We start from the raw sequence: 26,689 nt of genomic DNA, 5'->3' as shown, positions 1-26,689 counted from the left end.
CCCGCGCGCCGCGCGGCGTCGGGCGTGGTGAGGTGGGCGCGTGACCGGTTACGACACCGCGTTCCTCGGCATCGCCGTCCCCCTCCCGCGCCCCCGTGACGGACGCCCCCTACGACGGCTCGACCACCTCCACTTCACGGTGCTGCTGGATCCCGCACGTCGGCTGGCCGCCGCGACCGCCGTCGGGATCGACGGCGGGCGGCTGCGGCCGCTGCCCCGCACGGGAAGCTGGAGGTTCGACCGGCGCGCACCCGAGAGCGAACAGGCGGGACCCGAGCTCTACCACCGCAACGAGCTCGACCGGGGTCATCTGGTGCGGCGCCGCGACCCCATGTGGGGCACCACGGCCGAGGCGAAAGAGGCCGGTGAGGCCACGTTCGTGTACGCGAACGCGGTGCCGCAGGTGGGCCGGTTCAACCAGTCGAAGGAGCTGTGGAACGGCCTCGAGGACCATGTGCTGACGTACGCGCAGGCGCACGAGCGCCGCGTGGTCGTGCTCACCGGCCCCGTCCTCGCGCCCGACGACCCCGTGTACCGCGGCGTCGGCATCCCGCGCCGGTTCTGGAAGGTCGCGGCGTGGACCGTCGCGCGCTGGCATCCCGCGCCCGACGGCGGCCCGATCCGGCAGGACGCCGTGCTGGCCGCGACGGCGTTCGTGCTCGACCAGACGCCGCTGCTCGACGACGCCGAACTTGCTCGAGCGAGGGCGCAGGCGCTCGCGGCCGACGACGCGCCGCCGCTCGGCCCGTTCCGCACCTTCCAGGTGTCGGTCGCGCAGGTGGCGGCGCTGACGGGCCTCGACCTCGGCCCGCTCCCGGACGCCGACGTGCGCGGTGCGGTGCCGGCCGCGGTGGGAGTCCCCCCGGCGTGGACCGTGCTGACGGGGCCGGGCGACATCATGCTGTGACACCGCCTTACGACACGGTGCTGTGACACCGCCTCGTGACACCGTGCTGTGACTCCGTCCTACGACACCGCGCTGTGACCCGGAATCCAGGAAGAGTCGCGGATTGTAGGAGGGGAGGTGCGAAACAGGTGCCCGAGCGAAGATGATGTCGCCCATGGATCCTCTGCTCGTGGGCCTGCTCGCCGCCGTCGCCGTCATCGCGGTGACCGCCCTGGCGCCGCGGACGGGAGTCTCCGCACCGCTCATCCTCGTCCTGCTGGGGGTGGGGATCAGCGCACTGCCGACGGTGCCCGCGATCGTGGTCCCGCCCGAGGTCATCCTTGCCGGGGTGCTGCCGCCGCTGCTCTACTCGACGGCCGTCTCGCTGCCGACGATGGACTTCCGGCGCGACCTGGCGACCATCGGGGGCCTGTCGGTCGTCCTGGTCGTGGTGACCTCGGTGCTGCTCGGGTTCGTCTTCTCCGCGATCCTGCCCGAGCTCGGCCTTGCCGGCGGGATCGCGCTGGGCGCCATCGTGTCGCCCACGGACGCCGTGGCGACGTCGATCGTCAAGAAGCTCGGGGCACCCGCGCGCGTCGTCACCGTGCTCGAGGGGGAGGGTTTGCTCAACGACGCCTCGGCGCTCGTGCTGCTGCGCTCGGCGGTCGCGGCGACCGCGGTGTCCGTGTCGTTCGGCGAGATCGTCGGCGACTTCGCCTGGGCGGTCGCGGGCGCGGTGCTGTGCGGCGGCGTCGTCGGGATGCTCGCGCTGCAGGCGCGGCGCCTGGTCGGGAGCGCGGCGCTGTCGACGGCGATCTCGTTCGCCGTGCCGTTCGCCGCCTACCTGCCGGCCGAGCACGTCGAGGCGTCGGGGCTGGTTGCCGTCGTGACGGCCGGACTGGTCACCGGCTACGGCTCCGCGCGGCACCTCGGCCCGCGGGACCGCCAGTTCGAGTACTCGAACTGGGCGACCGTCGAGCTGCTGCTCGAGGGCGGCGTGTTCCTGCTCATGGGTCTCGAACTGTCGAAGACGGTCGAGGACGTGCTCGACGTGGGCGGGTCGCTGTGGCTGGGTGCCGGGATCGCCGGGCTCGCGACCGTCGTCGTGCTCGCCGTGCGGGCCGCGTACGTCGCGCCGCTGCTGGCCTCGCTCGCACGCCGTGCTCGCCGCGCGGCGGCCTCGCGCGGCGTGCTCGCCACCGTGCAGGAACGTCTGGAGACGCGCCTCGCGGACGCTGAGCCTGACGGGGTCCTCACGTTCGGGCCGCGGGCGTTCGAGGGCCTGCCGATCGGCGTGGTGGTTGCCGGCGGCCGGCCCACGGAAGGCTTGCCCTCCGACGAGGCGGTGCCGGGCGAGCTGGTGCCGGGCGAGCTGGTGCCGGGCGAGCTGGTGCCGGGCGAGCTGGTGCCGGGTGAGCTGGCATCGGGTGAGCTGGCATCGGGTGAGGCGCTCTCCCCGGGCCGCCCCTCCGAGGGCGTGCCGTCCGGCGGATCGCCCGACGACGACCCTGGCGCGCGCGAGCCGGGCGCGGACGACGACCTGCGCGGGCGTCTGCGCGTCAACCCGCTCGGGCAGGGCGCGCGCGGAGTCGGCCCGATCGGCGGCGGGGCACCGTTCGGCGGCGGGGCACCGTTCAGCTTCTCGGGCGGCCGCAACAGCACCGGGCCGCGCGAGGTGCCCGTCGCCAGGGTCAAGCGGCTGCAGAGCGGGCTGGTGCGGCGCGTCGCCGACATCGACTACCTGACGGCCAAACCGCTGGGGCCGCGCGAGGGAGGGCTGCTCGTGTGGGCCGGGATGCGTGGGGTCGTCACGCTGGCTGCCGCGCAGTCGCTGCCGGCGGACTTCCCGGAGCGGTCGTTCGTCGTGCTGGTCGCGTTCGGTGTCGCGGCGGGGACGTTGCTGCTCCAGGGCGGCACGCTGCCGTGGGTCGTGCGGCGGCTGGACCTGGCGGGCCAGGGCGGCGTCTCGGTCGAGGAGGTTCTGTCGCTGCGACGTGTCGTCGAGTCCGCAGCGCGTGAGCTGCTCGACGGCGGCGAGCTCGAGCGCTCGGACGGCACCCCCTTCGACGCGGACGTCGTCACCCGTGTGCGCGCCGACGTCGTGCGCGGGCAGGCGTCCGACGACGTCGACGCGCAGGAGTCCGCCGACAGGGTGCGGCAGTACCGGCAGCTGCGCCTGCGGATCATCGAGGCGCAGCGGGTCGCACTGCTCGAGGCCCGCGCCTCGGGCGCCCACGACTCGCGTCAGCTCGAGCGCGCGCTGTCTGCGCTCGACGCGGAGCAGATCATGGTCGAGATGAAGAAGGGCGGCGCGTAGCCGCCTCTCTGGCCCGGGCGGCCCGCGCTCCGGCGACCAGTTGCCGGTCCCCCCTCGGGGGCGGCCCTCAGGGGAGCCGGGCGCGCAGCCACGCGATGTCGGGGCCCATGTCGCCGTGGGTCTCGCAGACGACGGGCGCGCCCGCCGCGGCGATCACCGCCGTCAGCAGGTCGGGCGGGATCGCACCCTCTCCGAAGTGGGTGTGCCTGTCGGCGCCCGACCCGGCGGCGTCGCGGGAGTCGTTGGCGTGGACCAGGTCGATGCGGCCCGTGATCGCGCGCACGTCGGCGACCGCGGTCGAGAGGTCGAGGCCACCCGCCCACGCGTGGCACGTGTCGAGAGTGAAGCCGACGACGCTCGCGTTGACCGACGACTGGACCGCCGCCCAGAGCCGCTCGATGCGTTCCAGGTGGCGTGCCATCGCGTGGTCGCCCCCCGCGGTGTTCTCGATGAGCACCGGGACGTCCGTGTCGAGTGCGTCGATGGCCTTGCGCCAGTTGCCGAACCCGATGTCGGGCGAGTCCTGGGCGGTCACGTGCCCGCCGTGGACGACGACGCCCTTCGCGCCGATCGCGGCGGCGCCGTCGAGCGTCGCCTGGAGCAGCTTGCGGCTCGGGATGCGGATGCGGTTGTTGGTCGACGCGACGTTGATGCCGTACGGGGCGTGGACGTACAGGTCGATGCCCGCGGCGGCGGCGTCGTCCCGCAGCGCCTCGGCGCCTCCCGGGTAGCCGGGGCCGGTGATCTTCCACGACTGCGGGTCGCCGAGGAAGACCTGCGCGACCTGCGCCCCGATGGCCTGCGCCTGCGCGACGGCGTCGCCGGCCTCGACGTGCGCGCCGATGCGGATGCTCATGGCGCCCAGGGTAGGCGGCGGCGTCAGCGGACGCCGCCGCGCGGTGCCCCCGGACGGCGGCCGGCGCACGTCGCGGCGGTGTGGGCGCGCGGAGGGTGGACGCGCGGTGGGGTGGCGGCGGGGGTGCACTTGCGGCGCGGCCTGGTAGGTGCTCGCGGCACACGCCGGCGGTGCCCGAGCACCGGCGGCCGTCAGGCGCCACCCGGTGCCGGCGGGCTCCGAGTGAACGGTTCCTCGCGCGGGTGTTCGTTTGCGTTGCCTGCGGCACGGCACCCGGTGCTCCCTTGTCGGTGTCGGCAGCAGAGGTGCCTCGGCGCGACGGGACTCCGGCATGCGGGCGCCCCGTCGTCCGGGCGGGACGGAGGTGGTGCGGGTGCGGGACGCGAGGATCGTCCTTTCCCTCTTCGGGACGTTCGAGCGGTACGCGCACCTGCGCGGCGTCGACCTCGCCGAGGTGGAGGCGGACCCGTACAGCGCGCTCGTGCACGCGGCGGCCTCGTGGGGGTGGAACAGCGTCTACGACTCCGCCGGGCGGTCGCCCGCGCCGTGGGCGATGAGCGCGGCGTCCGAGGAGTGGACCGAGTCGGCCCGGGAGACGAACGTCGCCTGGTTCCAGACGTACGTCGACGCCAGCCGCCTGTGGCGCACGCCGCTCCCGTTGCCGCAGCTTCTCGCCTCGGCCCTGACCCCGGCACGGAGGACGGGTGCGCTCGCGCTCACCGGGGTCCAGGTGCTGGCCCCGGTCCACCTGACAGGCGACGCGGGGGACGCGGTGTACGCCGTCGGGCGCGCGTTCCAGGCGCCGTCGCCGGGCCCTGCCGCGACCGTGCGCGTGACGATCGACTCGGGCGACGCCCAGGACGCCGTGCGCGCGCGGTCGCGCCTCGTCGCGTACCTGCCGTTCCTGCTGGGTCGCCTCGCGACGCGCGTGAGCCTGCTCGAAGGCACCTTCCCGGCCCAGGAGCCGACGCCGGTCCTCCCCGGGTTTGGCGTCGCCCGGAGCCACCAGACCTCGTTCGAGATCGACATCGTCGAATGGAGCGACCAGGCCGCCGTGCTGCTCGCCACCGCGTCGGCCGAGGCGTGCCGTGAGGCGAACGTCCGGTGCAGCGTGCTCATCGACATCGTGCTGACGGCGACGGCTACATCGACATCGACGGGGACGGCGGACGGGGACGGCGAAGGCGGCGGCGCCGACGACGGCGGATGAGGCGGGCGCGCAGCGAGGGCCTGAGGGCCGCTGACGGCCCTCAGGCCTGAGCGCCAGGGTGGGCGGAGCCGGGGGAGCGGGCGAGGCGCCCGCCTGTGGAGCCCGCGCCGGAACCGGCTGGTGGCCCGCCACTCAGGCAGTCCGGCACCCCAACGCCCCGGCACCCGGGCACCCGGGCACCCCGGCAACGACGCCAGGCGCAGACAGCGCTCTCAGGACCCCGTGCTCGGCGACATCGGCGCCCCCGTCACGTCCGTCCCGTCGGGCGCGACCGCCCACCAGACGCCCTTGACCCCCTGGCCGGTGGCATCCCCGGGGGCTTTGTCGTCGGCGAAGGTGTACAGCGGGCGCCCGTCGATCGTGACCTGGAGCTCGCCGTCGGTGCCGGTGATGGTGCCGAGCTCGCCGGTGACCCCGTCCGCCGTCGGCGCGGCGCTGTCCGCGTGGACGGCCGGCCACCGTGCGGCGCACTCGTCGGTGCAGGCGCTCTCGCCCGAGCCGGGCTCGTCGGAAGCGAAGGTGTACACCGTCATGCCCTGAGCGTCGACGATCACCTCGCCGAGGCTCGTGGTCGCCGTGGCCAGCCCAGTGCCCGCCTGCCCAGTGCCCCCCTGTCCCGTGCCCGCCTGCCCCGTGCCCGCCTGCCCCGTGCCCTGGTCCTGCGCGGTGTCGTCCTCCAGGCTGCCTGCGGTGCCGCCCGCCGGACTCTCGGCAGGACGCTCGGCAGGGTTCTCCGCCGGGCCTTCGGTGCCGCTGCTCGAGCAGCCGGCCAGGGCGAAGAGGAGTGTGGCGGCCGTGGCGAGGCGTGCGTGGTGTCGCATGGTCCGTCCTTCTCGTCGGCGATCTGTCGCCCACGACGACGCGGCCGGGCCTGCTCCGGTTCAACACGCCGTCGGAGACGGGCCCGGGAAGCAGCGCCCCCGGTGAGCACTTGAACCGAAGGAGGCCGTCGTTCGTCGTCACTCACGCGGGGGTGCGCGGGGCGCTCCCGGGAGAGGGGAACTGTGCGTACGCGAACAAAGGTGTGGCTCGCTGTGGTCGGTGCCGTCGTCGCCGTCGGGATCGCCGCCTTCGTCTGGGGGCCGGGGCTGTATGCCTCCTGGGCCGCGGGCAAGGCCGACGCCGCGCCGACGCTCGACGTCGACGCCTCGGCTCCGGTCGCCGACCCGGGGACGCTCGATGGTCTCTGGGTCGCGCAGGACGGTTCGTACGCGGGCTACCGCGTCGACGAGGTGCTGACCGACGAGACCGTCACCGTGACCGGCCGGACCGAGCAGGTGCAGGCCGAGGTCACGCTCGACGCGGGCACGCTCTCCGCGGCCACGGTCACGGTCGACATGGCGTCGATCGAGACGGACGAGCCGCAGCGCGACGCGTTCTTCCGCGACACCGCGCTGAGCACCGACGAGTTCCCGACGGCGACGTTCGAGCTCACCGAGCCGGCCACCCTGAGCGCGGGCGCGACGCGCGTCGAGCTCACCGGGGACCTGACCGTCCACGGCGTGACCCGTCCCGTCAGCGTCATGGCGGACCTCGCCCAGGCGGACGACGGCGAGGTCCAGGTGGTGGGCAGCGTGCCGATCACGTTCGAGGACTTCGGCGTGTCGTCGCCGTCGCTCGGTTTCGTCTCCGTCGAGGACTCGGGTGCGATCGAGTTCTCCCTGCTCCTGGCTCGCGCCGGCTGACACATGCCCGCTCACGACGAGCTTCTCTCCGCCGTCCACGGCACGCACGCACCGGCGCTGCACCGGTACGTGTGGCACCTGACGTCCGACACCGAGCAGACGTGCGACGTCGTGCAGGAGACCCTGCTGCGCGCGTGGCGGCACCCCGAGGTGCTCGCGCGGTCAGAGGACTCGGTGCGTGCGTGGCTGTTCACGGTCGCGCGCAATCTCGTCGTCGACGAGCGGCGCAGCGCTCGCAGCAACCGGGAGCGCCCCACGGACGCCGTCCCCGAACGGCCCGAGCCCGACCGCACGCAGGCCGTGCTCGACGCGTGGCTCGTCGCGGACGCGCTCGCCGAGCTCTCCGCGGACCACCGAGCCGTCGTCGTGGGCGCGTACTACGGCGGGCGGTCGGTGGCCGAGCTCGCGTCCGAGCTCGGCATCCCGCCCGGGACGGTCAAGTCCCGGATGCACTATGCGATGCGCGCGCTGCGGCTCGCGCTCCAGGAGAAGGGGGTCGCGCCGTGACGACGGACGCGTATGCGACGTGGGACGGGGCCTATGTCCTGGGCGCGCTCAGCCCGGCCGAGCGCGACGAGTACGAGGACCACCTGCGCCGGTGCGCCGCGTGCGCGCGGGCGGTCGCGGAGCTCGGGGAGCTGCCGCCGCTGCTGGGCATGCTGAGCGCCGTGGACGCCGGCGTGCGGATGCCCGACGACGACGCCGCAGGCGGCGGGCGGGGTGACGGCGGGTCGCTGCGTGGCGGTTCTGCGGGCGGCTTCTCTGCTGACGGCGGGTCGGCGGAGGACGCGGCCGAGCCCGGCGTGGCCGCTGCGGGCACGGCTGCTGCGGGCACGGCTGCTGCGGGCACAGCCGCTTCGGGCACGGGCGCTTCGGGCACAGCCGCTTCGGGCACAGTCGCTTCGGGCACGGGCACCGTGGGTCCGGTCGGTGCGAGTCCTGCAGACGCGGCTGCGGCACGGACGGGCGACGCGGACGGTGCGGTCGAGCCCGAGCGCACGGGTGCCGACGTGGTCCCGCTCGCACGGGTGGCCGCGGCCGCGCGCCGGGCGCGGCGTCGGCACGGAGCGCTGACCGCCGCGGCGGCCTGCGCGCTCGTCCTCGCGGGCGTCGCGGCGGGGTCGCTCGCGGGCGCGCCGCGCGTGAGCGGTCCCGGTGACGGCGAGCCGGCCCCGACGTCGTCGGTGCTCTCCCGGCGGACCGTCCAGCTCGTCCCGGTGGGCGACGGCAGCATGCACGCCGACCTGTCGGTGACCGCGACCCCGTGGGGGACCCGGTTCGACTGGCGTTGCTGGTACGCGCTCACCGACGGGCTGCCGACGCCCGACGGCTACGGGTCCGGCGCCGTGACCTACCAGCTCGTGCTGGTGGACCGTGCGGGGAGCCGGAGCGTGGCCGCCACCTGGACGACGTCGGAGTCGGCGGCGGAGGGGCTGGGGGCGTCGTCGGCGCTGTCGATCGAGGCGCTGGACCGCATCGAGATCACGGCCGCGGGGCAGGACGCGGCCCTCGCGTCGGCCCGGCTGTGAGGCGCGATGGCGCGGCCTTGCGGGCGCTGCGCTGCCGGTCCGGTTCGGGGGCGCACGCCGTCGCCGCGCGCCCCACGAGCACCTGACCAGCCGCTGCACGCCCGCCGTCCGGCGGCCGAGGGCGCCGCCCGGCGCCGCCGCGCCCGCCAGCCGAGGACCACCGAGCGGACGCATGCCTGCGATCTGGACGGTTCGGCATAGTCTCGTCGGCGTGAGCGAGATCAAACCGCAAGCTACCGAGCGCGTCGTCGCGCGCTACGAGATGCCCGACCCGCTACGCGATGACATCCGGCTGCTGGGCGGCCTGCTCGGCACGATCCTCACGGAGGCGGGCGGGCAGGACCTGCTCGACGACGTCGAGCACCTGCGCGAGCTGACCATCCGGGCCTACGGGAACGACGCCGACGCGCTGGCCGCCGCGGCCGACCTCGTCGACTCGTTCTCCCTGGACCGCGCCGATCACGTCGCCCGTGCCTTCACCTGCTACTTCCACCTGGCGAACCTCGCCGAGGAGTACCACCGCGTGCGCGTGCTGCGCCAGCGGGAGCAGGAGGAGCCCGGCTCGGCCGCCGTGATCGAGGAGTCGATCCCGCAGGCGTTCACGCAGCTTGCCGACGAGGTCGGCCGGGACGAGGCGCTGCGCCGGCTCCAGGAGATCGAGTTCCGCCCCGTCCTCACCGCGCACCCGACCGAGGCTCGTCGCCGTGCGGTGTCCCGTGCAGTGCGTCGCATCTCCGGCCTGCTGGCCGAGCGCGACACGCTGCACCCGCGTGGCACCGCGCTCGCCGAGATCGACCGCCGCCTGCTCGCGGAGATCGACGTGCTGTGGCGCACCCAGCCGCTGCGGGCCGCCAAGCCGACCGTGATCGACGAGGTCAAGTCCGCCGTCGGCGTGTTCGACGCGACGCTCTTCCAGACGTTCCCCGAGGTGTACCGCCGCGTGGACGACTGGATCCTGGGCGACGACGCCGGGCGCGCGACCCCGGCCGTCCGGCCGTTCGTGCGGCTCGGCACCTGGATCGGCGGCGACCGCGACGGCAACCCGAACGTCACGGCCGACATCACCCGGCAGGCGGCCGCGCTCGCGTCCGAGCACGCGCTCGCGGCGCTCGAGGCCGAGGCGTTCGTCACCGCGCGCAAGCTGACGGTCGCCGCGGGCGACACCCCGCCGTCGGACGCGCTGCTCTCGCTGTGGAACCGCCTGCGCCAGCTCTCCGCGGAGGCCGCGGTCAAGGCCGACGAGGAGTCGCCCGGCGAGCCCCACCGCGCAGTGCTGCTCATGATCGCGGCTCGCATCGCGGCCACGCGCCGCCGTGACGCCGACCTCGCCTACCCGTCGGTCGAGAAGCTCGAGGCGGACCTCGGCGTCGTGCAGGACTCGCTCGTGAAGGCCGGGGCGCCTCGCCTCGCCTACGGCAGCCTCCAGAAGCTCATCTGGCAGGTCAACACGTTCGGGTTCCACCTCGCCGAGCTCGAGGTGCGCCAGCACTCGCAGGTGCACGCCGCCGCGCTCGCGGAGATCGAGGAGAAGGGCGCCAACAGCCCTGACCTGAGCGACCGCACGCGCGAGGTGCTCGACACCTTCCGGGCGCTGGCCGCGGTGCAGAACCGGTACGGCGAGCGCGCCGCACGCCGCTACATCGTCTCGTTCACGCAGGCGCCCGAGCACCTCGCCGCCGTCTACCGGCTCGCCGAGCACGCGTTCCCCGACGCCGACGAGCGGCCCGTGATCGACGCGATCCCGCTGTTCGAGACGTTCGCCGACCTCGAGGGGTCCGTGGAGATCCTCGAGGCGATGCTCGAGCTGCCGCAGGTACAGGCGCGCCTGGCCGCCAACGGGCGCCGGGTCGAGGTCATGCTCGGCTACTCCGACTCCTCGAAGGACGTCGGCCCGGTCGCCGCGACCCTCGCGCTGCACAGCGCGCAGTCGCGCATCGCCGAGTGGGCCGACCGGCACCACATCGAGCTCACGCTCTTCCACGGCCGTGGCGGCGCGCTGGGCCGCGGCGGCGGCCCCGCCAACCGGGCCGTGCTCGCGCAGCCGCCGCACTCGGTCGACGGCCGGTTCAAGCTCACCGAGCAGGGCGAGGTCATCCTGGCCCGCTACGGCGACCCCGTGATCGCGACCCGGCACATCGAGCAGGTCGCCGCGGCGACGCTGCTGGCGTCGGCGCCGTCGGTCGAGAAGCGCAACGCCGAGGCGACGGCCCGGTTCGCCGGGCTGGCCGCGGCGCTCGACGTCAGCTCGCGCGAGCGGTTCCACCACCTGGTGCGCGCCGACGGGTTCCCGCAGTGGTTCGCCCAGGTGACGCCGCTGGAGGAGATCGGGCTGCTGGCGATCGGATCGCGGCCCGCCAAGCGTGGGCTGTCGGTCAACTCGCTCGACGACCTGCGCGCCATCCCGTGGGTGTTCTCCTGGTCGCAGGCGCGCATCAACCTGGCCGGCTGGTACGGCCTGGGCACGGCCCTGGCCGCCTACGCCGCGTCCCGCCCCGACGGGCTGGACGAGCTGCGCGCCGCCTACGACGAGTGGCCGCTGTTCAACACGCTGCTCGAGAACGTCGAGATGTCGATCGCCAAGACCGACGAGCGCATCGCCACCAAGTACCTCGCCCTGGGCGACCGGGACGACCTCGCGCAGCAGGTGCTCGACGAGCTGCGCCTGACGCGCGAATGGGTGCTGAAGATCACCGGCAACTCGTGGCCGCTGGCCCGCCGCCGCGTGCTCGGCCGGGCCGTGCAGCTCCGGTCGCCGTACGTCGACGCGCTGTCGCTGCTGCAGGTCCGCGCGCTGCGTGCGCTGCGCACCGACGGAGCCTCGGAGCCGTCGACCGACGCCGTCGCCCGCCGCGAGCGCTGGCAGCACCTTCTGCTGCTGACGGTCAACGGAGTCTCGGCCGGCCTCCAGAACACCGGCTGACCGGCACCGCCTGCCACCCCCCGCGCCGGGAGTCGCCGGCACGAGCCGGCAGGCTGCGTGAGCTGTTCGTCCAGAGAGACCGTGCCCGACGAGGGCACGGTCTCTCTGCGTCGTGGAGCGTTCCGTTGCGGGGACGGGCTCGGGGACGGGCTCGGGGACGGGCGCGGTGACCGGCGCGGTGACCGGCTCAGGGCCAGGCCGCGTGCTCGGCTCAGCCCGCCGGTGTCGCGGTCGTGAGCGCGTTCAGGACGCGCGTTGTGCTGGACCGCAGGCCCCAGCGGGCCGTGAGGTCCGCCAGGGCGTCCGGGGACCGGGGGTCCGGGGGAGTGCGTCGTCGAACGTGGGCAGCGGGGCGTCGCGGGCGACGCGCACGACGGCGGGAGCGACGTCGAGGTACGGCGCCGCCTCGGTGAGGCGTCGCTGCTGCGTCGCCGTGAGCCCGAAGCCCGAGTCGCGGGCCGCGAGCACACCCGCGAGCGTGCCGAACCTCGCCAGGAGGCCGGCCGCCGTCTTCTCACCGATGCCGGGCACGCCCGGCAGCCCGTCGGACGGGTCGCCGCGGAGGACGGCCATGTCGGCGTACGCGTCACCGCTCGGCACCCCGTACTTGTCGGCGAGCCGCGCCTGGTCGACGACGTCGGGGTCGCGCACCCCGCGCGCGGGGTAGAGCACACGGACCCGGGCGTCGTCGTCGACGAGCTGGAACAGGTCGCGGTCGCCGGTCATGATGCTGACCGGCTCGGCCGCGGGGCCGCGCGCGATCTCCCGGGTCACCAGCGTGCCGATGACGTCGTCGGCCTCGTAGCCGGGCGCCCCGACGCGTGCGATGCCGAAGGCGTCGAGCACCGCGGCGATGACGGGCACCTGCGGCACCAGTCCCTCCGGGACCTCCTCGACGTCGGTGCCGCCGGGCCCGCCGCCCGGGCGCGCCACGCGGTGCGCCTTGTAGCTGGGGATGGCCGCGACGCGCCACGCGGGCCGCCAGTCGTCGTCCCAGCACGCGACGAGGCGGGTCGGACGATGCTCGGTGACCAGGTACGCGATCGTGTCGAGCAGGCCGCGCACCGCGTTGACCGGTTCGCCGCGCGGGGAGCGCAGGGAGTCGGGCACGCCGTAGAAGGCGCGGAAGTACAGCGACGCGGTGTCGAGGAGGAGCAGGCTCACGAGGCCAGGCTCCCATGCGGCACGCGCCGCTCGCGCGGGGCCTTCACCGGGTCCCGGGCGCGCGGCCCGCGAGCCGCTCGGCCCCGGGCCGTGCGTCGTCGAGCCGCAACGGCAACCCGAACCTCGGGAACCAGGCACCGACGTCGAGGAACGTCGTGATTCCCGTGACCTGCCCGGCGTCGTCGGCCTCCAGCACCACCAGGCCCCATGCGAAGTACCCGCCGCGCTCACGGTCCGGCCGGTACTGCCCGAACGCGGGCGACCCGTTGGCGCGCACGGGCACGCACCGCGACCCGCGGCACTCCGCACCCGGCCCCAGCATCCACGCCACCACGTTCTCGCTCCCGCGGACCCACATCGTGTACGGCGGCATGTTGAGCAGCGCGTCCTCGCGCAGCAGCGCGACCAGAGCCTCCATGTCGTACCGCTCGAAGGCGTCGAGGTAGCGCACGAGCATGGCGTCGCGCCAGGCCTCGCCGGGGGTGTGCCGGGTCGACTCGGGCGTGGGGGACTTCTCGTCGAGCGTCGCGCGCGCACGCTGGAGCGCCGAGTTGACCGCCGCGACCGTCATGTCGAGCAGGTCGGCGGTCTCGGCGGCCGACCAGCGCAGCACCTCGCGCAGCACCAGCACGGCCCGCTGCCGGGGCGGCAGGTGCTGCAGCGCGGCCACGAACGCCAGCCGGATCGACTCGTGCCCGACCGCGACCTGTGCCGGGTCGCCCGCGCGCGGCAGCACGGCGTCGTCGGGCACGGGCTCGACCCAGCGTTCCTCGGGGAGCGTCGCGCCGAACCGTTCGAGCTCGGGCGGCTGCGCGGCGCCCAGGCCCATGGGGCGCTCGCGGCGGTGCGCGGCCGAGCCCAGGTGGTCGAAGCAGACGTTGGTGGCGATGCGGTACAGCCAGGAGCGCAGCGACGATCGGCCCTCGAACCGGCCGTACGCGCGCCAGGCGCGCAGCATCGTCTCCTGCACGGCGTCGTCGGCGTCGGACACGCCTCCGAGCAGGCGGTAGCAGTACCCCGTGAGCTCCGACCGGTAGCGGTCGAGCTCGGCCGCGAGGGCCGTCTCGGCAACCTGTGTCATGGATCACACGCTACGCCGACGGTCCGACACTCGGGCCGGCCAAGGCCGACCAAGGCAGACCAAGGCAGACCCAGGCAGACCCAGGCAACCGTGCCGGATGCCCTGCTCAGGACGCGGCGGAGTGCGCCCGGCTCAGGACGACCCGTTGAGCTCGAACCACACCGTCTTGCCCGCCACGTCCTGCCCGTGCCGCCCGACGACCTCCGTCCCGTCGTGGTCGACGACACCCCACCGCGACGCGAGCCGGTCGAGGAACAGCACGCCGCGGCCCGAGAGCTCGTGCGGCTGCGGGTTGCGCAGGAGCGGCCGCGCCGGCGACGCGTCCCGCACGCCGACCCGCACCCGCGTGGTGTCGAGGTCGATGACGACGGTCGCCGTGACCGGCCCGCCGCCGTGCTCGAGCGCGTTGGTGAGCAGCTCGCTCGACAGCAGCATCGCCGTGCGGCGCTCGCGGGTCGCGACGCCCGACGTCTCCAGGATGTCGTCGATCCACCGGCGGGCGGGCCCCAGGTCGGCGAGCGAGTCGGCCACGCGCCGCTCCGCACGCACCAGGGCGGCCCCCGCCCCGGCCTCGCCCTCGGCGTCGGGCTCCTCCTCCTCGGGTGGCGCGACGGCCGCCTCGCGCGCCCGCACCGCGAGCACCGCGACGTCGTCGCGCTGCGGGGCCGGAACGAGCGCCCGCACGAGCGCGGCCGGCAGGGTGGCCGTCGCGGCCGCGGCGGTGCGCGCGAACGTGTCCGCGAGCAGCGCGATGCGGTCGGCCATCGACTCCCGGCGGCGCTCGACCAGCCCGTCGGTGTACAGCAGCAGCGTCTCGCCGGGTCGCAGCGTCGTCGTGTGGTCGGCGCGCTCGGTGGACGGGATCACGCCCAGCAGCAGGTCGGCGCGCGTCCGCAGCACCTCGACCGAGCCGTCCTGGCGCAGCACGAGCGGCGGCGGGTGGCCCGCGTTCGACCACGTCACCGCGTACGTCCCGGGTTTGCTCCCGTGCTCGCCGACGACGGGCAGCCGCTCCAGGCGCACCACGACGGCGGTCGCGCCCGCACGTGGGCCGAGCTGGTGGTTGGCGCGGTCGAGCAGGGTCAGCAGCACCGACGGCGTCTCGTCGTGGCTCCACGCGAGCGCGCGCAGCATCGACCTCAGCTGCCCCATCTGCGCGGCCGCGCGCATGTCGTGTCCCGTGACGTCGCCGATCATGACGAGCGTGGTGTCGTCGTCCACGGCGACGACGTCGTACCAGTCGCCGCCGACCTGGTCGGTCCGGGTGGCCGGCTCGTACGTCGTGGCGATGTCGAGGTTCGGGACGGCAGGCGGTGCGGTGAGCAGCGCGGCCTGCAGCGTCGTCGAGACCTGACGGCGCGCCTCGAGCAGGGCGATGCGGTCGAGCGCGTGCGCGATGTACGGCGCGAGCGTCGCCTCAAGCGACGCCGTGTCCTTGTCGAGCGCGCGTTCGGCCTCCCAGCGCGTGCAGACGACGGCGGCGACGCGGCCGTCGGCGTGCACGGGCATCAGCGAGCAGGCGCCGTCGTGGTCGAGGTGCCCCGCCAGGCGCGGGTAGCGCGCGACGAGCTCGCGTCCGCCCGAGAAGAACTGCGGCACGCCCGTGCGGGCGACCTCGCACACCGGCAGGTCGTCCTCGATGCGGGCGCGCACCGCCGACCGCCCCTGGGGTGACGCGGGGGCGACGTCCGGTCCCGAGGAGACGAACGTGATGCCGCGCCGGTCGGGATCGACGAGCGCGAGGTAGCTGGAGGCTGCGCCCATGCCACGGTCGACGACGCCACGGATCGCCATCTCGACCTGCGCCGCCGTCGTGGTGTCCGCGAAGGCCTCGGACAGGCTCAGCAGAAGCTGGGAGCGGCGCTGCTCGCGGCGCGCGGTGCGCTCGGCCTGCCGGGCGCGCTCCCGCTCGGTGCGCAGCCGGATCTCGCCGCTGCACGACGCCGCGAGGTCGGCGAGCGTGGCCAGGTCGGCGCCGGTCCAGACGCGCGGGGTGGTGTCGATGGCGACGAGCGCCCCGACGGGCCGGTCGTCGGCGGCGTGGACGGGCAGGGCGACGGCGGCCCCGGTCCGCGCGCCGAAGATCGCGCAGATCTCGGCGGCCACCGGGTCGGCGGCGACGTCCTGGAGCACGATCGGGTTGCCCGACTCGACGACCTTGCGGGTCAGGGAGGCGTCGAGCGGGAGGCGCCGCGTGGTCTGGTACGGCTCGGGCATGCCGAGCGCCCCGGGCAGGACGACGCCGTCGGGGGCCAGGAGGGCCACGGTCGCGATCGAGACGTCGAGCTGCCGGCACACGAGGCGCGCGATGCGATCGAACTCGTCGTCGGCGCGCGTGAGGCCGAGGCGGGGTTGCCTTGCAGCCTGCACGTCCGGGGCCATGGGCCAAGGATGGTGCAGATCGTCGCGCCGATCCACCTGCGTCGAGCCCGGACCACGCCTGGCGGCTCAGCGGGCGCGCTCTGGGAGCGATCTCACACCTCGAGCAGCCCGCGCCGGTGTGCGACGTCGACGGCCTCGGCGCGCCCCGAGACGCCGAGCTTGGCCAGCAGGTTCGACACGTGCACGCTGACCGTCTTGGTGCTGATGAACAGCCGCTCGCCGATCTGCCGGTTGGACAGCCCCTCGGCGACGAGCGCCAGCACCTCCTCCTCGCGGTCGGTGAGCGACGCCGCCGGCGCGGTGCGGCGCGGCGTGCCCGGCAGCGGCAGATGCGCGCGCCGCGCCCACTCCCGCAGCGCCGTGACCAGCGGCGCCGCCCCCAGGGCCTCGGCCTCGGCGAGCACCGTCGCGCTCTGGGCGGCCGCGCCTGCGACGTCCCCGGCGGCGTGCAACGCCTGCGCCCACCGCCACCGGGTGCGCGCGACCTCGTACCGGTACCCGAAGCCGAACTCGTGCAGCGCAGCCTCCCACAGGGCCGGGTCCGCCGGGACCCCCGACGCCGCGGCCCGCAGCCGGGCGTGCTCGGCCTCGGCGCGCAGCAGCCACGCACGGCCCTCCGGGCCGAGCTGCCCGCCGCGTGGCCGGCCCCGCACGGCCGTCGTGCGCGCGACGGCGGCGAGCGTGTCCCCGGTGGAAAGCAGCTCGGCGCGGGCCGCGGCCACGGCCTGGAGGCTCGCCCCGGGGGTCGCGAGCTCGGCGGCGTCGGCCAGGGCGGCGAGCGCGAGCGCGCTGATCCAGATGCGGCCCAGGAAGAACTCCGACCACACCTTGCCCAGGAACTCGGCGAGCTCGATCGCGAGCGCCACCGCCTCCTCGTGCCGCCCGGCCCATGTGAGCGCGTCGACCTGCGTGCCGCCGGCGTACAGCGCGATCTGCCCGTCACGCTCCCACGCCCCGCGCAACGCCTCGCCCCGCTCGATGACGTCGGCGTCGCCGCGCGCGACGGCCGCGTACTGCTGGACCGACGTGAGGAACGGGACCGCCTGCGCGGCGATGCCCTCCGGCGCCGGGCGGGCGGCGAGGTCACCCCGCACGTACCGCACCAGCTCGCCGATCACGTGGAGCTGGATGCCCGCCGCGGACCAGCCCAGGCCGGTCGCCTCGGCGCGCTGCACGCCCTCGTCGAGCACCGTCGCGGCGAGCGCAGGGTCGCCCGCGTAGAAGTACGTCATCGCGAGGTTGAGGGTCGTGCGCAGCTCGACCAGCAGGTCGCCCGCCTCGGTGGCGCGACGACGGGCGGTGGCGAGCAGCTCCGCGGCCGCGGCCGGGTCGTCGACGTCGAGGATCGCGAGCGTCGTCAACGCGTCGGCCTCGGCGCCCGGCGCCGCCACGGCTCGGGCGACGGTCACGGCCTGCGTCGCGGCGCTCGCGGCCTCGTCGTCGCGGTCCAGGCTCAGCAGCACGCGCGCGAGGCGGGCCAGCGCCACGGCCAGGTCGGCCGTGGCGCCGACGCCCGCGTCGCGCTCGGCGGTGAGCTGCGCGACAGCCTGCTCGGCCTGCTCGAGGGCTCCGTCGATGCACTCCAGGTCCAGCAGGTGGCGGGCGAGCAGGTCGCGGGCGGTCGCCTGCCGGTGCGGGTCGCCGTCGAGCGCGGCGACCGCGCGGCGCGCGAGCTGCTCGGCACGCGGGAAGAGCCCGGCCCGGCTCGCGGCGTCCGACGCGGCGAGCACGACGGCCTCGACGTCCTGCCCGACGAGCTCGGCGGCGTCGGGCACCAGGTCCCACAACGAGAGCACCTGCTCGCGGTGCCGCAGCTCCTCGTCGGGTGCCAGCAGCAGCGCGGCGCGGTCGGCGGCCGCGTGCGACGCGGTGAGCGCCGTCGCCAGGTCGTGCCCGTGCAGCGCGTGGTGGGCGCGCTGAGCCGGTACCCCGAGGGTGGGCACGTCGGTCAGGGCGGCGAGGTAGGCGCGGTGCAGTGCCTCGTGCTCGCCGGGCAGCAGGTCGCCGTACAGGGCCTCGGCCAGCAGGGCGTGGCGGAACGCCAGGTGCTCGCCCTCGACCTCCAGCACCTGCAGCGCGACGGCGTCGCGCAGGGCCGCGTCGAGCACGGCGGGGTCGGCCAGGATCCGCGTGCGCGCGGCCGCGGCGCGCAGCAGGTCCTCGCGGACCGTGCGGCCCGCGACGGACGCGACGCGCGCGACCTCCTGCACCGCGGGCTCCAGGCGCTGGAGGCGCGCGTGCAGCACGTCCGCCAGCGACCACGGCAGGCGGTCAGACAGCGCGTCCGAGCGCAGCAGCTCCTCGGCGAAGAACGCGTTGCCCTCCGACCTGCCCAGCACCCGCTGGAACTCGGGCTCGGGCAGCGGCGCCTCCGCGAGCGCCGTCGTGAACTCCCGCAGCTCGTCCGTCGTGAACGGTGCGAGGTCGATGCGCTCGACGGCCGTGGACCGCGACAGCTCGGCGAGCACCGGCCGCAGCGGGTGCCGGCGGTCGAGGTCGTCGGCACGGTAGGTGCCCACGACGAGCAGGTTCTCCGCGCGCAGCCGCGCGACGAGGAAGCGCAGCACGTCTCGGGTCGAGGGCTCGGCCCAGTGCAGGTCCTCGATCATCAGGACGAGCGGCGCACCGGGAGCGCCCGACGCCGCGAGGCTGCACGCGATGCCGTCGAAGAGCTGGAGACGTTCGGCGGCGTCGTCGGTGCCGACGGCGGCCGACGCCGGGTCGAGCAGGCGTGCGAGCGCGGGGCGCTCGCGGATCACGGTGTCGACGGGGCCACCGGCGTCGCGCAGCAGGGACAGCGCCTCGGAGAACGGCAGGTAGGGGATCCCGACGTCGCCGAGGTCCACGCAGTGCGCGACCACGACGCTCGCGCCGCCGTCCTCGGCGACCTCGGCCAGGTGCGAGACGAGCCGCGTCTTGCCCACGCCGGCGTCGCCGCCCACCAGGAGCATCCCGGGACGCCCGCCGCCGGCGGCCGCCAGGGCGCGACGGAACGTCGCAACCTCGGGGCCCCGGGCGATGAGCGGCACTGTCGTGGAACGGCGCACGGGTCGATCGTGCCACCCCGTCCGACACGAGGGGAAGGTTTTCCGGACCGCCTTCTCGGCGTGGACCCCGAGGAGGATGTGATCCACGATTGCGATCTACGTCACACCGCGCGCACACTGGAAGTCGGCCGGGGTGGGGACGCCCTGGGGGACACCTCGGGTCCACACGGGCCCGGACCCGATGCGGGGGTGGAACGGTGGTAGGAAAGCTGAGCGCGACGTCGTCCTTCGACGCCCTTCCGATGCTGGGGAGAGGCAAGCACCGCAACCCGAGAAAGGGCGCGTGCTTCATGGAGCTCGCCTCGTTCCTCGCGGGCGAACGGTGGACCGACCATCCGCGGTGCACGCACCCGCTGCTCGCGATGCTCGCGCGCGCGGTCAACGACCTCACCTCCGACCAGGCAAGGCCCCAGCTCGCACCGCTCATCCCGTCGGTCATCGGCCTGACCAGCGACGACCCGCGCTGGGACGTACGGATCGCGCTGCGCGCCGCCCGCACCGCGCTGCCCGTGTCACCGGCCGACCGGCAGCAGACGCTCGCCGTCGCGATCATCGGCTGCGAGCGCATGCTCGACGTCCTCGACGGACGCCCCGAAGGCACCGTCGACACCGCGAGCACCGAGGCGCTCGCGGCCGTGCCGCGCACGGCCGAGTGGGCGCGGGCGTTCTGCGCGGGCACGCACCTGCGGCCCAAGCGGTTCGTGCGTGACGCGACGCCGTCGGTCGTCTCGACGGCGGTGCAGGGCATCAGCGAGGCGTTCGTTCCCGACGTCGACGCACGGCTGCGGACGCTGCTGACGGAGACGATCGACGAGGCGCGCGGCTGGGCGGGCCGCACCGACGACGACGCGGCGCCGCTGGCCCGCGAGGCGTGGGAGGAAGTCGTCAAGGCGGCGCCCGTCCGCTGACGGGACGGGGGCGTCCGCAGGCGGGCGCCGACCGGCCCGGCGATGCGCGGTCCCGGGCGTCGGCGGGTTCGGCTAGCCTGCCCGGGTGCGTATCCCACCCCGCACCACCCTGTCCCGGCGCCTCGGCGCACTCCTGCTGACCGCAGCGCTGACCGTGCCGCTCGCCGCGTGTACCGGGTCCGACGGCCCGGCTCCCGACGAGACCGCCAAGGCGCTCGTCGGCGGTCTCAAGTCGGGGTCGCTCGACGGCCTGGCGCTCGCGCAGGACACTTCTGGCGACCTGCAAACCCAGCTCACCGAGATCCTTGCCCCGCTGCTCGAGGCTTCCGGGACCGAGCAGCCAGACGTCTCGCTGGTGAAGGTCGCGACCGCCCAGGACGGCGAGGACGCCGGGCGCAGCGCGACGGCGACCCTGAAGTGGTCGTGGCCCTTCGGGGGTGCGTCGGAATGGACCTACCTGACCAGCGCGGAGCTCACGCTCACCGACCCGCCCGACGGGTCGGGCGACCAGCCCACCTGGACGACGGCGTGGTCGCCGTCGATCCTCGTCCCCGACCTGCAGCCGGGGGAGCGCCTGACCGTGAGCACGGTGCAGGCACAGCGCGCCGACATCCTCGACGGCACGGGTGAACCGCTCGTGACGACGCGTGACGTCTACCGGCTCGGGATCGACAAGACGCACGTCGACGCGAGCGCGTGGGACGCGTCGGCGCGCGCGCTCGCCGCGCTCGTCAGCGACGGCGGTGTGGCCGTCGACGCCGACGCTTACGCCCAGCGTGTGCAGTCCGCCGGGCCCAAGGCGTTCGTCGAGCTCCTGACGGTGCGCAAGGACGGCTCGGGCATCGACGTCGAGGGCGCGCGCGCGATCCCCGGTGTCGGGGTCATCGCGGACTCCGCTGCCCTCGCCCCGACGTCGACGTTCGCTCGCGCGATCCTGGGGCGCTCGGGCGAGGCGACCGCGGAGATCGTCGAGAACTCGAAGGGCCGCGTGAAGCCCGGCGACGTCACGGGGCTCTCGGGGCTGCAGAAGCAGTACGACGCGCAGCTTGCGGGGACGCCCGGCGTCGTCGTCACGGCGGCGAAGCCCGACGCCGACGCGAGCGAGGCGCGAGAGCTGTACAAGAAGGAGGCCGTGAACGGTACGCCACTGGGGACGACGTTCGACGTCGGGCTCCAGGAGCGTGCCGAGCAGGTCCTCGCCGACGTCGTTCCCGCCAGCGCGATCGTCGCGATCCGGCCGTCGACGGGCGACGTGCTCGCGGCGGCGTCGGGGCCCGGCAGCAACGGACTCGACACCGCGATGCTCGGCAAGTACGCGCCCGGCTCGACCTTCAAGGTCGTGGACGCCCTCGCCTTCGGGCGCGAGGGCATCACGCCCGACACGACACTGCCGTGCACGCCGACGATCACCGTCAACGGCCGCGAGTTCCAGAACGTGCCCGGGTACCCCGAGAGCGCCGTCGGCGACATCCCGCTGCGCACCGCGATCGCCCAGTCGTGCAACACCGCGATGATCAGCCAGCACGACGTCGTCGCGCAGGACGACCTGGTCTCGGCGGCCGCCGACCTGGGCCTGGGCGTCGAGACGCCCGTGGGAGCTCCCGTCTTCGCGGGGAACGTGCCTAGCGACGCGACACCAGCCCAGCATGCCGCGACCCTGATCGGACAGGACAGGGTCGAGGCGTCGCCGTTCGCGATGGCGCGCGTCGCCGCGAGCGTCGCGGCCGGCAAGCGTGTCGACCCCGTGCTGGTGCGCCCGGCCACGGCGCCCGACGCCCAGGAGGTTCCCCCGTCGAAGCTCACGGCCGACGAGGCCGCCACGCTGCGCGATCTGATGGGCGGCGTGGTCAAGAGCGGAAGCGCCACCGTGCTTCAGGACGTCCCCGGCATCGTCGGTGCCAAGACGGGCACCGCCCAGTTCGGCGACGGCACGCAGCAGCACACCTGGATGATCGCGATCGCGGGTGACCTGGCCGTCGCCGTCTTCGTCGAGGTCGGGGACCGGGGCTCGACGACGAGCGGACCGCTGATGCACGCGTTCCTCACGGGGTCATAGCGTCTCGAGGGGCCAGGCCGTGAGCGGCAGCCGCGCAGGCGGCTACCGCACCGGACCCTGATCGAGGCGGAGCCACGTGATGCCGTCCACCGTCGCGGCGACGGCGCCCGTCCAGTACGCCTCGGCGATGACGCCGAACGCCGCGTGGTCGATCCACTCGTCCTTGCTGAACTCGGGCCAGTCCGACCATCGCGGGTCGCTGTCGTCCCGAGGGACGGCGACAAGGGCGCCATACGGTCCTCCCTGATCGCCGGGCCGGCCGTCGAAGATCACGCGCACCGCATCGCCGAGTGGCTCGATCTCGCGCAGCCGAAGCGCTCGGCCGGTGGTCCAGGTGGTGAACCGCTTCCTCAGCTCGATCGCGAGTTCGTCAGGGTCGACGAGCACGTGCACCCTCCCCCACGGGGGTCCGCGATCACTCCTGCGGAACCTTCGCCAGGTCCGCGAGCCAGGCCGCCGCCGTCGCGTCGCTCGGCATCCGCCAGTCGCCGCGTGGCGACAGCGTGCCCCCGGCCGAGACCTTCGGCCCGTTCGGGATAGCCGACCGCTTGAACTGGTTGGCGAAGAACCGGCGGAAGAACAGGTCCATCCACCGGCGGATCGTGGCCAGGTCGTACTCCGAGCGCTCGTCGTGAGGGAACCCGGGGGGCCACTCGCCGGCGGTCGCGCGGTGCCACGCGTGCCACTGGAGGAAGGCGATCTTCGAGGGGCGCAGCCCGTAGCGCAGCGTCCAGTACAGCGTGAAGTCCTGGAGCTCGTAGGGCCCGATCTTGGCCTGCGTGGACTGGAGCGCGCCGTCGGCGCCGGCGGGCACGAGCTCGGGGGAGATCTCCTGGTCGAGGATCTCCGCGAGCACGTCGTTCGTCTCGGACGTGAACTGCCCGGACGCGATGACCCACCGGATGAGGTGCTGGATGAGCGTCTTGGGCACCCCGGAGTTGACCACGTAGTGCGACATCTGGTCGCCGACGCCGTACGTCGCCCACCCGAGGGCGAGCTCCGACAGGTCGCCCGTCCCCAGCACGATGCCGCCCTTGTGGTTGGCCAGACGGAACAGGTAGTCGGTGCGCAGGCCGGCTTGTACGTTCTCGAAGGTCACGTCGTACACGGCTTCGCCGCGCCCGTAGGGGTGGCCGAGGTCGCGCAGCATCTGCTCGGCCGCAGGCCGGATGTCGATCTCCTCGAAGCTCACCCGAGCGAGCGGCCCAGCCGCCACGCGCGCTCCTTGGTGGCCGTGCCGGTCGCGAAGCCCGGCAACGTGTACGCGAGGATGTCCGACCGCGGCCGCCCCAGCCGGTCCATCGCCCGGGCCGCGACGATGAGCGCGTGCGTCGAGTCGAGCCCGCCCGAGACGCCGATGACGATGGTGGGCGTCCCGATCGAGGTGAGCCGCTGCTCCAGCGCCGTGACCTGGATGTTGTAGGCCTCGTAGCAGTCGAGCGCGAGCCGCTCGGCGTCGTCGGGCACGAACGGGAAGCGGTCGACCTTGCGCCGCAGCCCGATGTCGCCCGACGGCGGGCGCAGCGTGAACTCGACGGTGCGGAAGTCGTCGGTGCGCGCGGCGAGCGCGCGCCGGTTGTCGTCGAACGTGCCCTGCCGCAGCCGTTCCTGCCGCAGCCGGTCCAGGTCGACGTCGACGACGGTGCGGCGCGGCCCGTCGGGGAACCGTTCGCTCTCGCCCAGCAGGTCGCCGCACTCGTAGACCATCGTCTGGCCGTCCCAGCTCAGGTCCGTCGAGGACTCGCCCTGCGACGCCGCCGCGTACACGTAGGCGGCCGAGCAGCGCGCGCTGGCCGAGCGCACCAGCAGCCGGCGGTCCTCGGCGCGCGCCACCGTGATGGGCGAGGCCGACAGGTTCGCCAGCACGGTAGCGCCTGCGAGCGCCGCCTCCGCCGACGGCGGCACGGGCACCCACATGTCCTCGCACACCTCGACGTGCAGCCTCAGCCCCGCGACGTCGGACGCCGCGAAGATCAGGTCCGGCCCGAGGGGCACGTCCTCGCCGAGCAGTCGCAGCGTCTGCCCGCGCCGGTCGTCGCCGGGCGCGAACCAGCGCCGCTCGTAGAACTCCCGGTAGGTGGGCAGGTACGACTTGGTCGCGACGCCGAGCACGCGCCCGCGGTGGACGACGACGGCGCAGTTGAGCACCCGCCCGCCCGCCTCGAGCGGCGCCCCCACGACCAGCACCGGCAGCAGGTCGGCGGACGCCTCCACGACGGTCGCCAGCGCGTCCTGCACCGCCTCCAGGAGGGGGTCCTGGAGGAGGAGGTCGTCGATCGCGTACCCCGACAGGCACAGCTCCGGGAAGACGGCGACGGCCACGCCGTCGTCGTGGCACGCGCGCGCCTGCTCGACGACGTGGGCGGCGTTGGTGGCCGGGTCGGCCACGCGGACGGGGACGGTCACCGCTGCCACGCGTGCGAACCCGTGGGCGTAGGCGGACCAGAACTCGCTGCTGGACATGCCCCGAGTCTGCCGGACGCCGCAGGGGGCTGCCGTCCTGGTGCGCTCCGCGGCGCGCCCGGACGGCTGGAGCGCGTGGCGGGCGTGCCGGCATCGCGGGCGGCGGGCAGGCCGGCCGTCGGCGGGCCTCGGGCGCGCGCACAGTGAGTGGGTGCGGCAGCGCTCGGGCCGCCTTCGCTCGGGCCGACGTGCGGGGCGTCCGGCGAGCTTTTCGAGCGTGGGCGGCGCGGCTCTAGGGTGGAGGCCATGGTCGTCGCTGCTCCCCGCCGTCGTACGCTGCCCGCCGCGTTGTCGCTCGTGACGCTGACCGTGATCGCGGCCGTCGCGGCCGTGATCGGGTTCGCGGCCCCTGCGGGGGCGCACGACAGGCTGGTGTCGTCCGACCCCGCGGACGGCGCCGCGCTCGACGCCGTGCCCGCGGCGATCACGTTGACCTTCAACGACGAGGTGCTGGGCACGGGCGCGCAGGTCGTGGTGACGGCGGGCGGCGCCGACGTCGCCGCGCAGCCCGCGCAGGTCGAGGGCACCACCGTCGTGTCGGCCCTGCCGCCGGACGCCCCAGGCGGTGCGTACCACGTGGCCTGGCGAGTCGTCTCGGCGGACGGGCACCCGATCGAGGGCACGTTCGCGTTCACCGTCGCGACGTCCGGGGCGTCCGAGGGGGGCCCGGCGGCCGCGGACCCGCCCGCGGCCGCCGACGCGACCGAGCAGCCGTCGGACGCGACCGCGGACCCCGACGCGGACGCCTCCGCAGGGTCGGCCACCGGCCCGACCGGTGGGCAGACCGAGCCCGCCGACGCCGCGGCCGGCCCGGGTGACGCAGGTTCCGCGGGCGGGTCTCGCGCCTGGGTGTGGGGTGTCGTCGGAGCGGCCGTCGTCGCCACGGGCGCAGCCTCCGTCGTCGGTGCACGCCGGCGCCGCACCCGCTGACGCGCGTCCGGCCGGTGCCACGCCACCGGCACGGGAGCGACCCGCGCGGCGCCCTGCGGACCGGTGGTACGCCGGTGCCCCCGCGGCGCCGGCGCGCCGTCCCTTCCCGCCGCCCCGGGCGGTACGTCACCCGCCGTCGCCCGTGCACGCGGCGATGTGCGACGTCGGGGACGCATTTCAGCCGCAGGCGGAACTGGTGTCTCGACGGCCCCCGCGGTTCCGTGGAGCGCTGCTGCACTCTCGGCGCGGACGTCGGGGCGGTGGCTCGTCGGCGGTCCGGCCCGTCGCGCAGCCAGGCGTCGCCGCGCCGCCGGAAGGGCGTTCCGGGTGCCCGTGGCGGCCCGCCCAGACGACGCCTGCGAGCGGCCAGGAACGCTTCCGGGCTCGGGCCGCGCGCCGCGGGTCGCGCCCTGGCCGCGTGTTCCCGCTGGTCAGAGAGGCAGTCTTCGCGGCACCGGCGATGATCGGCCCGTCCTCGGGAGCGTGCGCGCCGCCGCACGCGGGGCGGCCGCCGACGACGCCGGCCGCCGCCGTCGTGCCGGCGGCCGCGCCCAGGCCGTGGCTGCCACGACGCGGCGTCCCGCGCGGGGCGTACCGGGACGACGCGGGGGTCCGTGGCGCGGCGGGTGACGTACGGCGCCACCGCCCTGGACAGGACGCGGCATCGAAAACGAGACACAACGGCGAGAATTCGCGGAATTCCGCCGTTGTTCCCTACTGTGTTCACAGCCTCCCGGCCGTGTGCCGCGTGGGGCCACGACTTACGCCTGCCGGCAACCGCCGCACGGCGTGGACTGAGGAAGGGAACCGCATGTCGCTCAACAAGTCCGAGCTCGTCTCGGCGATCGCTGCCAAGTCTGAGCTCACCAAGGCCCAGGCCGAGGACGCCCTGAACGCGTTCCAGGAGGTGCTGGTCGAGTCGCTCAGCAAGGGCGAGGCCGTGAAGATCACGGGTCTCCTCGCGGTCGAGCGCGTCGAGCGTGCCGCCCGCACGGGCCGCAACCCGCGCACGGGCGAGGAGATCCAGATCCCCGCCGGGTTCGGCGTGAAGGTCTCGGCGGGCTCGGTGCTCAAGAAGGCCGTCGCCGGCGAGTGAGCCACCCGCTCGTGGCGCCGCGTCGGCCGGTGCGTCCCGTGAGGGGCGCGGCCGGGCGTGACGGTCCGAGCTGTGAAGACCTGCGGGGCGGGAGGTGCAACCTCCCCGCCCCGCAGGTCTTCGCGCATCCGGGGGACGTGGCGCGGACGGCCGACGCCG

At 74.9% G+C, this 26,689-nt stretch carries 17 protein-coding genes and 2 pseudogenes; 11 read left to right on the top strand and 8 right to left on the bottom strand.

The genetic code is table 11. The features are described from left to right. Positions 1 to 40 precede the first annotated feature (40 nt). Entirely contained in the window at positions 41 to 907 is an 867-nt protein-coding gene (locus tag ET495_RS12500; RefSeq protein WP_129205076.1) for a DNA/RNA non-specific endonuclease, read from the top strand. A gap of 154 nt (positions 908 to 1,061) precedes the next feature. After that, the gene (locus tag ET495_RS18850; protein ID WP_245993059.1) at positions 1,062 to 3,203 is read left to right on the top strand and encodes a cation:proton antiporter domain-containing protein; all 2,142 of its coding nucleotides are present in this window, start codon (positions 1,062 to 1,064) and stop codon (positions 3,201 to 3,203) included. Between the two features lie 67 nt (positions 3,204 to 3,270). Here the strand turns inward: ET495_RS18850 and ET495_RS12485 are convergent, their stop codons facing one another. Continuing rightward, positions 3,271 to 4,059 (bottom strand): deoxyribonuclease IV, encoded by a 789-nt coding sequence (locus tag ET495_RS12485; protein WP_129205075.1) that lies wholly within the window; start codon positions 4,057 to 4,059, stop codon positions 3,271 to 3,273. Between the two features lie 373 nt (positions 4,060 to 4,432). Here ET495_RS12485 and ET495_RS12480 point away from each other — a divergent pair, with 373 nt between their 5' ends. Continuing rightward, the gene (locus ET495_RS12480; protein WP_129205074.1) at positions 4,433 to 5,269 is read left to right on the top strand and encodes a hypothetical protein; all 837 of its coding nucleotides are present in this window, start codon (positions 4,433 to 4,435) and stop codon (positions 5,267 to 5,269) included. Between the two features lie 212 nt (positions 5,270 to 5,481). Here ET495_RS12480 and ET495_RS12475 read toward each other — a convergent pair whose 3' ends face one another. After that, complete coding sequence (locus ET495_RS12475; RefSeq protein ID WP_129205073.1) at positions 5,482 to 6,090, bottom strand: COG4315 family predicted lipoprotein; 609 nt, start codon at positions 6,088 to 6,090, stop codon at positions 5,482 to 5,484. Positions 6,091 to 6,291: 201 nt separating this feature from the next. On the opposite strand from ET495_RS12475, the gene ET495_RS12470 reads away from it, so the two are divergent. The 4 genes from ET495_RS12470 to ET495_RS12450 all read left to right on the top strand — a co-directional run bounded on the left by ET495_RS12470 (position 6,292) and on the right by ET495_RS12450 (position 11,403). Further along, a complete protein-coding gene (locus ET495_RS12470; RefSeq protein WP_245993058.1) occupies positions 6,292 to 6,954 on the top strand; it encodes a YceI family protein in 663 nt (220 codons plus the stop codon). A 3-nt stretch (positions 6,955 to 6,957) separates the two neighbouring features. Then, the gene (locus tag ET495_RS12465) at positions 6,958 to 7,461 is read left to right on the top strand and encodes a sigma-70 family RNA polymerase sigma factor (RefSeq protein ID WP_129205071.1); all 504 of its coding nucleotides are present in this window, start codon (positions 6,958 to 6,960) and stop codon (positions 7,459 to 7,461) included. Next, entirely contained in the window at positions 7,458 to 8,483 is a 1,026-nt protein-coding gene (locus ET495_RS19220) for a zf-HC2 domain-containing protein (protein WP_129205070.1), read from the top strand. Before ET495_RS12465 ends, ET495_RS19220 begins: the two co-directional genes overlap by 4 nt. Before the next feature lie 172 nt (positions 8,484 to 8,655). Beyond that, a complete protein-coding gene (locus tag ET495_RS12450; RefSeq protein ID WP_129205068.1) occupies positions 8,656 to 11,403 on the top strand; it encodes a phosphoenolpyruvate carboxylase in 2,748 nt (915 codons plus the stop codon). 211 nt (positions 11,404 to 11,614) lie between these two features. Here ET495_RS12450 and ET495_RS12445 read toward each other — a convergent pair. The 4 genes and pseudogenes from ET495_RS12445 to ET495_RS19215 form a co-directional block, all read right to left on the bottom strand. Beyond that, a pseudogene (locus ET495_RS12445) lies at positions 11,615 to 12,567 on the bottom strand (5'-3' exonuclease). 43 nt (positions 12,568 to 12,610) lie between these two features. Beyond that, a complete protein-coding gene (locus ET495_RS12440) occupies positions 12,611 to 13,648 on the bottom strand; it encodes a sigma-70 family RNA polymerase sigma factor (RefSeq protein ID WP_129205067.1) in 1,038 nt (345 codons plus the stop codon). Between the two features lie 132 nt (positions 13,649 to 13,780). Beyond that, the gene (locus ET495_RS12435; protein WP_129205066.1) at positions 13,781 to 16,030 is read right to left on the bottom strand and encodes a SpoIIE family protein phosphatase; all 2,250 of its coding nucleotides are present in this window, start codon (positions 16,028 to 16,030) and stop codon (positions 13,781 to 13,783) included. Positions 16,031 to 16,122: 92 nt separating this feature from the next. Beyond that, entirely contained in the window at positions 16,123 to 19,077 is a 2,955-nt protein-coding gene (locus ET495_RS19215) for an ATP-binding protein (protein WP_281276127.1), read from the bottom strand. 290 nt (positions 19,078 to 19,367) lie between these two features. Here ET495_RS19215 and ET495_RS12425 point away from each other — a divergent pair, with 290 nt between their 5' ends. Then, positions 19,368 to 19,985, top strand: a complete 618-nt coding sequence (locus ET495_RS12425; protein ID WP_245993057.1) for a hypothetical protein — start codon at positions 19,368 to 19,370, stop codon at positions 19,983 to 19,985. 85 nt (positions 19,986 to 20,070) lie between these two features. Beyond that, positions 20,071 to 22,041, top strand: coding sequence for a penicillin-binding transpeptidase domain-containing protein (locus ET495_RS12420; protein ID WP_245993056.1), 1,971 nt, complete (start codon positions 20,071 to 20,073; stop codon positions 22,039 to 22,041). Between the two features lie 42 nt (positions 22,042 to 22,083). Here ET495_RS12420 and ET495_RS12415 read toward each other — a convergent pair whose 3' ends face one another. Beyond that, positions 22,084 to 22,434, bottom strand: a complete 351-nt coding sequence (locus ET495_RS12415; RefSeq protein WP_129205064.1) for a hypothetical protein — start codon at positions 22,432 to 22,434, stop codon at positions 22,084 to 22,086. Positions 22,435 to 22,456: 22 nt separating this feature from the next. Continuing rightward, positions 22,457 to 24,504: pseudogene (locus ET495_RS12410) on the bottom strand (NAD(+) synthase). Between the two features lie 246 nt (positions 24,505 to 24,750). Between ET495_RS12410 and ET495_RS12405 the strand changes: the two are divergent. Together ET495_RS12405 and ET495_RS12400 are read left to right on the top strand one after the other, a co-directional pair. After that, positions 24,751 to 25,434 carry a copper resistance CopC family protein gene (locus ET495_RS12405; protein WP_129205063.1) on the top strand — a complete coding sequence of 228 codons (684 nt, stop codon included), beginning with the start codon at positions 24,751 to 24,753 and terminating at the stop codon, positions 25,432 to 25,434. Positions 25,435 to 26,245: 811 nt separating this feature from the next. Then, positions 26,246 to 26,530, top strand: coding sequence for an HU family DNA-binding protein (locus ET495_RS12400; protein WP_129205062.1), 285 nt, complete (start codon positions 26,246 to 26,248; stop codon positions 26,528 to 26,530). The last annotated feature ends 159 nt before the right edge of the window (positions 26,531 to 26,689 follow it).

Source organism: Xylanimonas allomyrinae, assembly GCF_004135345.1.
Classification (GTDB): domain Bacteria; phylum Actinomycetota; class Actinomycetes; order Actinomycetales; family Cellulomonadaceae; genus Xylanimonas; species Xylanimonas allomyrinae.
This window is presented reverse-complemented; position numbering and strand designations above follow the sequence as displayed.